The organism is Nonlabens sp. (assembly GCF_965657255.1).
Lineage (GTDB): Bacteria > Bacteroidota > Bacteroidia > Flavobacteriales > Flavobacteriaceae > Nonlabens.
Genome location: NZ_CBFHNM010000018.1, coordinates 1 through 12,529 on the forward strand (window position 1 = coordinate 1; position 12,529 = coordinate 12,529).

The 12,529-nt window shown below is 33.8% G+C and carries 10 protein-coding genes and 1 pseudogene; 7 read left to right on the forward strand and 4 right to left on the reverse strand.

What is annotated here, in order from left to right; all coding sequences use genetic code 11:
• Positions 1 to 134 precede the first annotated feature (134 nt).
• A complete protein-coding gene (locus tag ACTF54_RS13255) occupies positions 135 to 617 on the reverse strand; it encodes an RNA methyltransferase (RefSeq protein WP_347196512.1) in 483 nt (160 codons plus the stop codon).
• Between the two features lie 147 nt (positions 618 to 764).
• Here ACTF54_RS13255 and ACTF54_RS13260 point away from each other — a divergent pair, with 147 nt between their 5' ends.
• Positions 765 to 2,219 (forward strand): sensor histidine kinase, encoded by a 1,455-nt coding sequence (locus tag ACTF54_RS13260; protein ID WP_347196513.1) that lies wholly within the window; start codon positions 765 to 767, stop codon positions 2,217 to 2,219.
• A 26-nt stretch (positions 2,220 to 2,245) separates the two neighbouring features.
• Here ACTF54_RS13260 and ACTF54_RS13265 read toward each other — a convergent pair whose 3' ends face one another.
• Together ACTF54_RS13265 and ACTF54_RS13270 are read right to left on the reverse strand one after the other, a co-directional pair.
• Positions 2,246 to 3,394: a sensor histidine kinase gene (locus ACTF54_RS13265; protein WP_347196514.1), complete on the reverse strand. Its 1,149-nt coding sequence runs from the start codon at positions 3,392 to 3,394 to the stop codon at positions 2,246 to 2,248.
• A 50-nt stretch (positions 3,395 to 3,444) separates the two neighbouring features.
• Positions 3,445 to 3,794, reverse strand: a pseudogene (locus ACTF54_RS13270) (hypothetical protein).
• A gap of 341 nt (positions 3,795 to 4,135) precedes the next feature.
• Between ACTF54_RS13270 and ACTF54_RS13275 the strand changes: the two are divergent.
• From ACTF54_RS13275 to ACTF54_RS13295, 5 genes are all read left to right on the forward strand, one after another.
• Positions 4,136 to 4,546 carry a BrxA/BrxB family bacilliredoxin gene (locus ACTF54_RS13275; RefSeq protein ID WP_347196516.1) on the forward strand — a complete coding sequence of 137 codons (411 nt, stop codon included), beginning with the start codon at positions 4,136 to 4,138 and terminating at the stop codon, positions 4,544 to 4,546.
• Positions 4,547 to 4,817: 271 nt separating this feature from the next.
• Positions 4,818 to 5,561 carry a lysophospholipid acyltransferase family protein gene (locus ACTF54_RS13280; RefSeq protein ID WP_347197314.1) on the forward strand — a complete coding sequence of 248 codons (744 nt, stop codon included), beginning with the start codon at positions 4,818 to 4,820 and terminating at the stop codon, positions 5,559 to 5,561.
• Between the two features lie 74 nt (positions 5,562 to 5,635).
• On the forward strand, positions 5,636 to 6,640 hold the full coding sequence (locus ACTF54_RS13285; RefSeq protein WP_347197315.1) for an acyl-ACP desaturase: 1,005 nt from the start codon (positions 5,636 to 5,638) through the stop codon (positions 6,638 to 6,640).
• Positions 6,641 to 6,800: 160 nt separating this feature from the next.
• Positions 6,801 to 8,618: a hypothetical protein gene (locus tag ACTF54_RS13290; protein WP_438969564.1), complete on the forward strand. Its 1,818-nt coding sequence runs from the start codon at positions 6,801 to 6,803 to the stop codon at positions 8,616 to 8,618.
• Positions 8,606 to 9,037 carry a hypothetical protein gene (locus ACTF54_RS13295; RefSeq protein ID WP_347202302.1) on the forward strand — a complete coding sequence of 144 codons (432 nt, stop codon included), beginning with the start codon at positions 8,606 to 8,608 and terminating at the stop codon, positions 9,035 to 9,037. Before ACTF54_RS13290 ends, ACTF54_RS13295 begins: the two co-directional genes overlap by 13 nt.
• A 68-nt stretch (positions 9,038 to 9,105) precedes the next feature.
• Here the strand turns inward: ACTF54_RS13295 and recQ are convergent, their stop codons facing one another.
• Positions 9,106 to 11,268 (reverse strand): DNA helicase RecQ, encoded by a 2,163-nt coding sequence (gene recQ / locus ACTF54_RS13300; protein ID WP_438969565.1) that lies wholly within the window; start codon positions 11,266 to 11,268, stop codon positions 9,106 to 9,108.
• Positions 11,269 to 11,342: 74 nt separating this feature from the next.
• Between recQ and ACTF54_RS13305 the strand changes: the two genes are divergently transcribed.
• Positions 11,343 to 12,287 (forward strand): hypothetical protein, encoded by a 945-nt coding sequence (locus ACTF54_RS13305; RefSeq protein WP_438969566.1) that lies wholly within the window; start codon positions 11,343 to 11,345, stop codon positions 12,285 to 12,287.
• Positions 12,288 to 12,529: the final 242 nt, after the last annotated feature.

The window sequence follows — 12,529 nt, forward strand, 5'->3', positions numbered from 1 at the left end:
TAAACTTTTTAGAATACTTAGAGCAAATCATATGCTTATAAAACCTAAACAAAGCTATCATATAACAACTGATTCTCTATTAAAATTAGTGACAATAGATTCAATTGCGGTATTTGAGAATGTACTATCTGCGTTTAAGTGGCTTTTCCACCTAAATAGATGCTTGTTCCCTTAACGCTTCTGTCATACATTATAATGCTTCCTGCAACAGCTACATTAAGACTCTTTGGAGTATTAAATTTTACAATGTGGTGGGATTTTTTGATAGCTTCTATCGTAAGTCCGTGGTCTTCTGCACCTAACAAATACACACAATTACGAGGATGTTTAAACTCTTCTAATGTGATTGCTTCATCAGTCAATTCTATACCTACTATCATAGCTCCTTTAGGTAAATGAGAGAAAAAATCATCAAATGTCTTATAGTGAAAGTAAGGGATAGCACCTACAGCGTTATGCGTGTCACAAGCTTGTTTAGAATATCGTTTACCTATTGTAAAAATGAAGTTAGCACCTAGATTTTGAGCAGTACGCCATAGAACTCCTAAATTTTCAGGTGTTTTACCATGCATAATTCCTATACCGTAATAGCCTTGTTCTAGATTGTCTATTTTCATAGTGCAAAGTTATTTAATCTCCTTATATCTTTTAAGTTTTACTTGTGATTGTTGTTCTCGCTTTCGCGAAAGCAATTTTTTAATTATTCATTTACTAAAAAATAGCTCTAAATAACAACTGGCTTAATTATTGTTATTTTTACTTTAATGAAATTGTATACTAATAGCCTTAGAAACCGCATCTTTTTCTCCATGATGGTGCTTACTATAATTGCCAGTGTTCTTATCGCTGGAATGTCCATTTATCAATTTAAAGAACAAGCTAAAGATTATCATGAAAAACGTTTGTTACGTAAAGAGGCTGCTATTAAAACAGATATTGCTAATGTGTTGAGAGAGACGGATTATGAGGTAGCCACAAAAAACATATCTCTTATTTTTAAAAAGAGAATTTACTCTATAAGCACGGTTCACGGCATGCCTGTGAATATATATGACTTAAATGGAGGTTTAAGAAAAAGCTCAAAAGCACAATTTTTAACCGACAGCATTAGCAGTCAGATATCGAAAGAAATTTTACTAAAGCTCAGCGATGCAGAAGATGGAAGATTTGTAAAAGAGTTTGAAAAAAATGAACAGAGCTATAGATCTAGTTATTCCTATCTGATTGATAATAAATTTAAAAAAATAGCAATTCTCAATCTACCCTATATTGAGAATGACGAGTTCATGAATTATGAACTAGAGGAATTTTTGAAAAGACTTGCATTAGTTTATGCATTAATGTTTTGTATCTCTCTGATTCTCGGTTATTTCTTGGCCAGATATATTACAAGATCCATAAGGAGCATTTCTGATAATTTAAAACAGCTGGATATTTCAAAACGCAATCGCAAACTGGAAATAGACCATAAAGGAACTGAAGAAATCAATACACTTGTGTCATCTTATAATAAAATGGTAGAAGAGCTTGAAGAAAGTGCTGTGAAACTTGCTACCAGCGAGAGAGAACAAGCCTGGAGAGAAATGGCAAAACAAGTAGCTCATGAAATAAAGAATCCTTTGACACCTATGCGTTTAACGGTGCAAAGCTTTCAACGTAGATTTGATCCCACTGATCCTGAGGCCCGAGAGAAATTGAATGAATATTCTAACTCGATCATTGAACAGATTGATGTGATGAGCAATATTGCTAGTGCTTTTTCTGCATATGCAACTATGCCTGCGCAAAAGAATGAAGAAACAGATGTATGTATGGTTACCCAATTAGCCTTAGATATTTTCAATGAATCTAATATTCATTACCATGAGGATGCCCCATCTTTAAAAACCGTCTTTGATAGAACACAATTGATACGAGTGGTAACAAACCTTGTTAAAAATGCTATTCAAGCCAGTCATCCAGATCGACAGAACACCATTCTAGTATCTATAAAACACGATCATCAAAATATCTATTTAACAGTTTCTGATAAGGGAACAGGCGTTTTACCAGAAAATGAAACTAAAATATTTGAGCCAAAGTTTACTACTAAAAACAGTGGTATGGGATTAGGTCTCGCTATGGTAAAACAAATTGTAGAAAATTTCAAGGGAACTATTGAAATGAGAACTATACATGGAGAAGGAACAACATTTACGGTCACCTTACCTAGAAGTTAAATATGGAACGGTTAATAAAAGAACTTTTAAATTTTATTTAAAGTAATTTCAAAGGTAGTTCCTTCATTTTTTTTACTTTCCATAACACGTATTTTACCTTTATGGTAATCTTTAATAATACGTTGTGCAAGCGACAAGCCTAAGCCCCAACCGCGTTTTTTTGTTGTAAATCCAGGTTTGAAAACTTGATTCCACTGACTTTTAGGTATTCCTTTTCCAGTATCTTTTATCTTGATAAATACGTTGTAAACGTCTGCTTTTAGGTAAATAGAAATTTCTCCTTTACCTTTCATTGCATCTATTCCATTTTTAATAAGATTTTCTATGACCCATTCAAAAAGCGGTTCGTTAAGTTTTACACGAATAGGTTGGTCGGGTAGATCGACATCAAACCTAATAAGCTTTGAAGACCTGTTTGCGATATATTCCACAGCTTGCTTTGTTTGATGGACAATATCTACTTCTGTAAGTTTAGGAATTGAGCCTATTTTAGAAAAACGATCGGTAATCATTTTCAGGCGATTGATATCTTTTTCCATTTCATCTACATAAGATGGCTCTATATCTGTCTCTCTTAGAATTGTGGTCCATCCTACCAGTGAAGAAAGCGGCGTTCCTATTTGGTGAGCACTTTCCTTTGCCATTCCTGCCCAAAGTTTATTTTGTTCTCCTACTTTATTAGATCTATAAAAAAACCAAATAACCGAAAAGAACAATAACATGATAACCACCAGTGCCATTGGGTAATATTTGATTTTATTGATTACATCACTATTTCCATAATAAGTAGTACTAAAAAGTTTTCCTTCAAATTTAGTTATAATCGGATCGTTCTCTAACTTGTAGACCTCTATAAGTTTTAATAGTGCCAAAGAATCATTTTCTATTTCTTCTGGTAAATTATTAGAAGACAATTCGCCTTTATAGCTTACTTGTATCATAGGTATAGAAGATGTATTTCCAATTACCGTTAATCCTAACTCACCTAAATCTGCATTTTTTGATTGGTTTTCTAAATCTGTAATTGCAATACCAAATTCTTGAATATTTTTACGTTCATTTTCTTTTAATTTCTGAAAAAAATCATAGGTATTCCATAAAATTAATGACGTAAAAACTACTGCTGCAGTAATCATTACCCAGCGATATGCGTTTTTATTTGAAGTAAAGTCCATATAGAAACTTATGTTTTTAAGATGTAACGTCTGTGTTTATGATTTATTGATCAATCTCTTTTGACTAATAAATAATAATCGTCGTCCATTGGTAAATATCCTTGATCGTAAACAAAATAATATATGGTGCCTTTTTTTGTTGTGTAAATACTGGTAAAGAAATTAAAATCAAAACCTGCAGCAAGCAATTTATTTCTAGTAAGCTTTGTTTTATCCTTGGGATTAAGTTCCTGTAAAACGCGGTGATTTTTACGTAATCTATTGTTGATATTACGCATTAATGCGTTGCTGTCGCGATTTAATTTATTGTTAGCCACATTACGGCAGTAATCACTACAGTATATTTATCTGCTCTACCACGCACATCCTCTTTACATTCTGGACACTTCTTCTTTGCCATAGCAATCATTTAAAAGTATTTTTAAAGATACTAAACATTTGTAAACGGATGTGTGGAAATCTTAACTCGAATTTGAACCAGAAAAAATCGTGGAATTAAAACTCTTTTTACAGATTATTATTTCATCCTACTCTTAAGCTTATTCTGGAAAAATTGCAATGAGATTATTTTTTAGTCTTCTATTATTTTTAAAACTTAACTCACTAACTCACTAACTCACTAACTCACTAACTCACTAACTCACCAACTATCTATAAAACAATTCTTATAATAAACTTAAATGATCATAGCTCTATTTTTTAAGTAGATAGAAGTCTTTACCTTTGTAAAAAATTTATACTATGTACCCAGCAGAATTAGTTCAACCTATGCGTGACGATTTAGGAACGGCAGGATTTGAACACTTATATACAGGAAAAGACGTAACAGACGCGTTAAGCAAGGAGGGAACTACTCTTGTAGTAGTAAATTCAGTATGTGGTTGTGCCGCAGCAAATGCACGTCCAGGAGCAAAAATGTCTCTAGATAATGCAAAGAAACCAGATCATACAGTAACTGTTTTTGCAGGAGTAGATCGTGAAGCGGTAGATGCAGCAAGAGCAGCGATGATACCTTTTCCACCTAGTTCTCCATCTATGGCATTGTTCAAAAACGGTGAGTTAGTGCATATGTTAGAACGTCACCATATAGAAGGTAGACCAGCAGAAATGATTGCTGAAAACCTTAAAGAAGCTTATAACGAGAACTGTTAATCAGTAATCATTATAAACGGAAGGTGCTTTTGTGAAAACAAAAGCACTTTTTTTATGATTTTTGATTAAATAAAACATTCTCAATCTATTTCTATTTTTTATGTTTCTAACAGCTAACAGCTAACAGCTAACAGCTAACAGCTAACAGCTAACAGCTAACAGCTAACAGCTAACAGCTAACAGCTAACAGCTAACAGCTAATTACTATGCATGCATATCGATTTAAAGCCATCTCGTTCTAACATTTATAGGAACAAATTACCTTTGCAGGATGCAAAAAATTATATCATATCCGTTAACAGTTATACACTTCTTGCTGTTTTTTCTGTTTTTGGTTATTTTTCATCCCATACAGCTCATCTCTTATAAAGTATGGGGTTACAATGCACATCGTAAAAGTGTGTATATTCTCAACTGGTTCTTGATGCAGTCACAGTTGCCTTTGTTCAATACATTCAGCATTAATTATAAAACAGATTTACCAGTTGGTCCGTCGTATGTGTTTGTTTGTAATCATCAGAGTATGTTTGATATTCCACCGTTGATTTACTATTTAAGAAATTACCATGCAAAATTTATTGCCAAAAAAGAATTAGCAAAAGGAATCCCAAGTATCTCGCTTAACCTAAGAATAGGAGAGAATTGCGCTATTGATCGCAAAGACCGTAAACAGGCAATTACTGCATTAATTTCATTTGCAAAAAATGTACATGAAAAAAAACGCAGTGTTGTTATTTTTGCAGAAGGTACTCGCAGTAGAACAGGTATTCCTAAACCTTTTCAAACAAATGGTTTAAAAACAATATTTAAATATGTTCCCGAAGCTGTAATTGTGCCAGTAACGGTTAATAATAGCTGGAAAGTAGACCGATATGGTAAATTTCCGTACGGTATAGGTAATAAAATCAACCTTACTATTCACGAACCTATTCCTATACAAGGAAGAGATCATGAAGAATTAATTTTAGAAACACAAGAGATAGTGCATAATAGCATTACTTCTACTGCGTTCTAATACGAGTTAAATTCCGCTTTCGCGAAAGCGGAACAAATTCAAAACGACTATCTTTACAACACAACATTGTTCTTATGATGAAGCCCCTTAAAAATATACGCATCGAGGTGATGCAATCTTTAGAAAGCAAAGTAGAATCTTTTATGGATGAATACTTGATTCCTGTGGATAAAATATGGCAACCAACAGATTTTTTACCTAATTCTCAAGAAGATACTTTTTTTGAAGAGGTGAAAGAGTTGAGAGAATTAGCCAAAGAACTTCCTTACGACTTCTGGGTAGCGCTAGTAGGTGATACCATTACAGAAGAAGCCTTGCCTACTTATGAGGCCTGGTTAATGGATGTTGAAGGGATTAATCAAGTAGAAGGAAAAGGGAATATTTGGTCTAAATGGGTACGTCAGTGGACAGGTGAAGAAAATCGTCATGGTGATGTGCTTAATAAATATTTGTATTTATCTGGACGTGTTAACATGCGCCAGGTAGAAATTACAACACATCACTTACTTACTGATGGTTTTGATATAGGTACTGATCGTGATCCATATAAAAACTTTATTTACACCAGTTTTCAAGAATTAGCTACTTATATTTCTCATAATCGTGTAGCAAAACTAGCTCGTGGTTATGGAAACATTGCGCTTTCTAAAATGTGTCGTATTATTTCAGGGGATGAGATGCGCCATCATAAAGCATACAGTACTTTTGTAAAGGAAATCTTCAAAGTAGACGCTAGCAATATGATGGTGGCTTTTAAAGAAATGATGGTACATAAGATCGTGATGCCTGCCATGTTTTTAAGAGAACAAGGTCAGAGTATAGGTTCTGCTTTTGAAGACTTTTCAAATAGCGCACAACGCATAGGTGTTTACACAGCGCAAGATTATATAGACATCATGCAAAAACTTATAGAGCAATGGGAGATTGCTGCGATGACTAACCTTACGGAGGAGGCAGAAAAAGCTCGCGATTATCTTATGAAATTACCAGCACGTATGGAACGCATCTCTCAAAGAATAACAATTCCAGAAGAGTCTGCTACATTTAGTTGGGTAAATCCTGCCGTGGTAGGGAGGTAGACAGCATTAATTATACATTTATAAAACCACAAAAGCCAGAAATCATTCTGGCTTTTGTGGTTTTTTGTTTTGTGGTATGATACTTAGTATTATTATTTGGGTATAAACACCCATTTAAAAAAGAATAAATTATTGTAGTTTTAAAGAAATCTATTTATTAATGCTAAACGCAAAAACGCAAACAACCAAAAGACTAAAATGGGCAAAGTATATACTAGTATTACTGACATTAATTATTTCTTTGACTGCTTGTGAAAGTGATGAGTCAGTAGTAGAAAATGAAATTAAAAGAGAAAGTAAATTCTCTAAAGTAACATTTGAAGAACTACCAAGCGACATCAAAACAAAAGATGTTTTTAAATTAATAAAAAAAGCAGGAAGGAATAATTACCAAAGTGTTACCAAAAATACAGATTCCCTAAACTTTCAAATTGATCTAAATCACATAGGTTTATTTGAGAATGTTTCTAATACGACTATTACTTTTAAAGTTATAAATAATCAATCTGTTAACAATCATTTTTATAATCTTGTTGTTACATTGGATAATAATAATACCGTTTTAAATAGTAATTTATTTCGTTATGAACCTAGTGCTCTTTCTATTCATAATGGTTTTTCTGGTAGATTAGTAATTAACTCTTCCCATACTTTTGATACAGAAGTGCTTCGTTATTTTATTGGACTTCAAACAAAAAATAGTGGTAGTTGTATTACAGGGGTTTCAGGTAATTGGGAATGTAGCGATGGGAACAATCATAGTCCAAGTGATGTTGATAGAGATAATGGTCCATGTCGTGTAGGAGGGAATATATACTATATAGATGTAGAGTACGGCCCATGCCCAACAGCAGGAGAAGAAGAGATGTCTTTTGATTTTGATGCAGGAAATCCTAGAAACGGAGGTGGTGGTGGCATATCAGGTGGGAATAACCCTTGTGTCCCTAGTCTTATGGCAGATTGCGGTAATGGTACGATGCCTATAGCTGGTGGCAACGGCGATGCTATTTCTCCATTAACTACTGCATTTTTAAATTCACTAACGTTAACACTAACAAGAATCCAACTACAATTTATCAATGATCCAGCACAAGCAGCTCTTATAGAACAAATAGATAACTTCTTATTAGAAGAAAACCACTCTCCAGAGGCACAAGCCTTTGCTATAGAAGCGATCATTGCAATGGAAGAAGATCCAAATACAGAAGTGTATTTTGACGATAAGTTAATTAATCAGTTAACCGGTCGCGCTAAGTGCGTATTTAATATTTTGAAAGGTTCTTCCCCAACTTTTTCATCAAGTTTTATACATGATAATTTTGGTTCTGACAAAACGGTTGGTGTTAAATTATTAATGTCAGATCTATCAAGTTACATCACTTTAGGAGGTGATGGGGCTGCAGCTTTAACTCAATTAAATTATGATGCGAATTTAAATAATCGAAGAAAGCATAAAATAGTTTTTGATCCCAATGTTCTTAATACAATGTCTAATCTAGAAACAGCCTTAGTTCTATTGCATGAAATAGTCCATGCAGAATTAATGGAGAGATGTATACAATTAGGCATGTTCACACAAATTGATACAAATATGAATATCTATAATTTCAGTTCAAATCCACCTGTTGGCACAAGCTTTGAAGACAATTATTATGCGTATATGGTAAATTGGTACAATTTAAATTCAGCCAACAATAGTCAATGGGTACATAACTTATTTACAATTGATGTAGTTAGACAAAATCTTATTTCTTCTCTTTTAGATGGTAATGCTTTCTTAAATGATCCTATTGCTCCTTTTCCTGTTTCAACCTCTCCACTTTCATCGCTTACAACTGTTCAAATTATGGAGAGTTTTTCTTGGAATGGACTTGAGGAAACGGCAGAATATCAGAATCTTACCATGTCACAAATAAATTTGATTGAATTAGTAACTTCTGAAATTAATTTAAACTATACTAAAATATGTACAGATTAATTATTATTTTTGCTTTTTTACAAAACTTAGCTTTCGCACAGAATGAAATAATCATTCATGATAGCATTTCTTCTTCGGTGAGATTGAACTTATGTGATGCCAAGGATTATTTTGATTACACGATTAAGAAACCAAATAGTTCCATTAACAAATTTAAATTTGAAATATTTCAATTTCAAATTACTTTTGAGAGATTTATATCTAAAGAAGAATTTTCAAAATTGGAACTCTTAGACGTATCTAAACTCGTTAATAAAGAGCCTTTTGAACTACATAAATGGTTTTCAAATCAAGATATTACTTTTAAATTAGTAATTAAAAATAAATTTCCTCATCAATTTAAAAAAACTCCAATAGATAAGGAGTATATGCTTACTAAAGTAAGATATATGGGAACTCGATTTTCAAACAGTTTTTAACCATACATAGAGTCATCAAAGAAACCGCCCTAAAACCCAGGCGGTTTTTTTATCCAATAACTTGTGTTTTAAATCTCCATCCTCTCTTTCAATAAACTAAGGCCTATACGCAGCGAGCCATAATCAATGGCGCCATCAAAATGTTCCCAAACGGCTTTAAGGCTTTCTTCATCTTTTATTTGATCAAAGTCTTCAGCCATGAGATCGTAGTCCTTATCATCGATCAATTTTTCTAGATCGATGTCGTTATGAGATTCATATCTTTTAGTAAGATGTGCCAAGATCGTAGAAGGCTGGTAACCTCTTATCTCTGCCACTTCATCAACTGTTTTACCATCCCAAAACAACTTTACACTTTCCATCACCGTGTCTTTTTTAGGTCCGGTAGAAGTCTTCTTTTTACGTTTCGGTTTTGCGACCTCTTCTCTGTAGATAAAGTCTTCTTTACGATCGTCTTTCCATTCCTTAAGCATTCTTAAAAATGGCACTCCATAGGTATTGTGTTTATGAGTTCCTACACCAGTAATATCTGCAAATTCATTATCGTCCAGCGGTATTCTTGCTGCCATGTCTTTTAAAGTCGCATCGCTAAAAATCATATAAGGGGCAAGGTTGCTAGCATTTGCCAGTTGTAATCTCGTTTTGCGCAATGCTTCATAAAGATCACGATTTACTTCTGTAGGTAGTGCTTCTTGTGTTTTTTGAGCTCTTTTTGCAGCTAGTTCTTCTGGTTTAGGTATCACGGCAAGCGATACTTTACGACCATCAAAAAGTACTTCTCTTCCTTGTGGTGTGATTTTTAAATGATTCAATTCATGAAAAGCAATTTCAATCAATCCTTGATTGATCATTTGCACGATGTATTGTTGCCAGTTGTTCCAAGAAACATCTCTTCCTGCACCATAGGTTTTAATGTCTTGAAAACCACTTTCCATCACAGCCGCATTTGCCGCGCCACGCAACACATCTATCAATAAGTTTAAAGAAGCTTGTTCGCCCGTTCTAACCACTGCGCTCAATGTTTTTTGAGCTTGTAAAGTAGCGTCAAAGAAATCTGGCTTGTTCAAACAGACATCACAGTTACCACAATCCTCTTCCAGGTATTCGTTAAAATAAGAAAGCAACATTTTTCTTCTACAAGTAAGGGCTTCGGCAAATTGTTTCATGCGTTCTAGCTTGGCTATTTGAACTTCGGCATTACCGCTACCGTCAGCAAATTTACGCAGCTGGATCACGTCTGCATAGCTGTGAAAAAGTAGCGCATGAGAATCCATACCATCACGACCAGCGCGACCTATTTCTTGATAGTAGCCTTCTATGTTTTTAGGCATGTTGTAATGAATGACAAATCTCACATTTGACTTATCGATTCCCATCCCAAAGGCAATAGTCGCACACACAATTTTTAATTCGTCTTTAATGAAGGTTTCTTGCACATTTTCACGCTCTTCATGACTCAATCCAGCATGATAAGCTGCTGCATCAAAACCATAAGCGGTGATTTTACTTGCTAATGATTCACAGGTTTTACGGCTTAAACAGTAAATAATACCAGATTCGTCTTTAAATTTTTTGAGAAAACGACGCATTTGTTGCAAACGTTCATTCCCAGGACGTACTTCTAGGGTAAGATTAGGTCTGTCAAAAGAGGCTATATATTCTTGTGCATTTTGAATGCCTAATTGCTTTTTTATATCTGCTCGTGTTGCTCTATCTGCTGTTGCGGTAAGTGCAATAAGGTTAGCATCAGGGAAACTGGTTTTGAAATATGATAATTGTGTATAAGCAGGTCTAAAATCGTGTCCCCATGTAGAAATACAATGTGCCTCATCAATAGCTATTAAAGAAACTGGAATTTCTTGCAAATGATTATTCAATAAACCTATGCTTTCTGGAGCGACATAAATTAGTTTTAAACGACCAGATCGCAATTCTTCCAGCATCTCATTTTGTTGAGTGCTATCCTGTGAACTGTTGTAATATGAAGCAGGAATACCATTAGCTCGCAGCGCATCTACTTGATCTTTCATCAAAGCAATAAGCGGCGATACGACTAAAGTAATACCTTCTAGAAGTAAGGAAGGCAATTGAAAACACATGGATTTTCCTCCACCAGTAGGCATGACTACCATAAGATCCTTGCCTGCAATAATATCGTCTATGACTTGTTCTTGTAAGGGACGGAAACTGTCGTAACCAAAATATTTCTTGAGGAGCTCTAATTTTTTCATCGTATTAGTTGGAATGGCGTGTAAGTGTCAAAGATAAGATGTTAAGGTCTTTTTGAGAAGTTTTGTTTACAACTATGGCAATAGGAATTCTTATAAAAATCCTTTTCTTTAAAATGTTAATTTGTAATTTACCGCTTTCGCGAAAGCGAGAATACTTCTCTATATGTATTACCAAAAATTGGTTTTTAGAGGCTTTTGAACAGAATAAAATATCTATGAAAAATTCAATCCTTCTTCTTGTAACTATTTGTTCTCTATATGTTAGAGGACAAAATCAAGATTTGAATAAATACCAATACATTCTTGTGCAAAATCAATATGATTTTCAATCAGAACCCAACGAATATAGACTGAATGATCTAGCCGTGTTTGAGCTCAAAAAAAGAAATTTTAATGTTTTAATAAATTCAAACCTTCTTCCCAAAGACATTAACCCTGAATCCTGCGACGTACTTCATTTGAAAATGGACGAATCAGGAACACTTAAGAGATACTTGACTTTGCGATTAGAGAACTGCTCTGGATCAACTGTTTTTGAAACTAAAGAAGGTGTAGGGACAACAAAATCTAATCAAAAAGCTTATTTTGAAGCATTAAGAGATGCCATGACCTCTTTTGATACGATTACTTATACTTATAATGAAGTAAACAAAGTGGTAAAACAAGAGCTTAAAAAAGCGCAGAACCTTACGGTTGTTGAGAAAGAAAAGAACGAGGCGGCGCCAAGTTTTAAAAAAGAAATTAATGATACAAAACAGTCTACTGGAACAGATAGGATTAAGGCTGTAAAAGAAAAAATGTATAGAACTAAATCAAAAGAGTATTTTATTATTTCTACAGAAACAGGTTTTGATATTTATAAAAACAAAGGTCTAATAGGAACACTCAAAAAAAGTAAAGGAGGTTGTTATTTTGTAGAAACTACTGACTTTATGGGTGTTGCTTATGAAACCTCAAAAGGAATTTCTATAGAGTATAGCTATTATGGAAAGGATGAAGTGTTAGAATTTATAAATTAATATAGCCCTTAAATTATCGTGAGTTGGATCTAAGGGTGTAAATAAAGTATTGATTTTGATTATAATGATAGTATCTCACTACCTGTGTAAGTAGTTAAAAAAGGCTTGGGTGATGACCTAAGCCTTTTTTATTTTAAGTTTTACACTGACATGAACCAATAAGATTTATTCAAGGACGATTTTTTTAAAACAGTTCAAAACGGGAAATGATCTCACTGATTTTTTAAAGCAACTTCAAAAGC

Coding starts and splice junctions, on each gene's coding strand:
- ACTF54_RS13255 (WP_347196512.1), bottom strand. CDS start 617: ATGAAAATAGACAATCTAGAACAAGGCTATTACGGTATAGGAATTATG.
- ACTF54_RS13260 (WP_347196513.1), top strand. CDS start 765: ATGAAATTGTATACTAATAGCCTTAGAAACCGCATCTTTTTCTCCATG.
- ACTF54_RS13265 (WP_347196514.1), bottom strand. CDS start 3,394: ATGGACTTTACTTCAAATAAAAACGCATATCGCTGGGTAATGATTACT.
- ACTF54_RS13275 (WP_347196516.1), top strand. CDS start 4,136: ATGTACCCAGCAGAATTAGTTCAACCTATGCGTGACGATTTAGGAACG.
- ACTF54_RS13280 (WP_347197314.1), top strand. CDS start 4,818: ATGCAAAAAATTATATCATATCCGTTAACAGTTATACACTTCTTGCTG.
- ACTF54_RS13285 (WP_347197315.1), top strand. CDS start 5,636: ATGATGAAGCCCCTTAAAAATATACGCATCGAGGTGATGCAATCTTTA.
- ACTF54_RS13290 (WP_438969564.1), top strand. CDS start 6,801: ATGCTAAACGCAAAAACGCAAACAACCAAAAGACTAAAATGGGCAAAG.
- ACTF54_RS13295 (WP_347202302.1), top strand. CDS start 8,606: ATGTACAGATTAATTATTATTTTTGCTTTTTTACAAAACTTAGCTTTC.
- recQ (WP_438969565.1), bottom strand. CDS start 11,268: ATGAAAAAATTAGAGCTCCTCAAGAAATATTTTGGTTACGACAGTTTC.
- ACTF54_RS13305 (WP_438969566.1), top strand. CDS start 11,343: ATGGCAATAGGAATTCTTATAAAAATCCTTTTCTTTAAAATGTTAATT.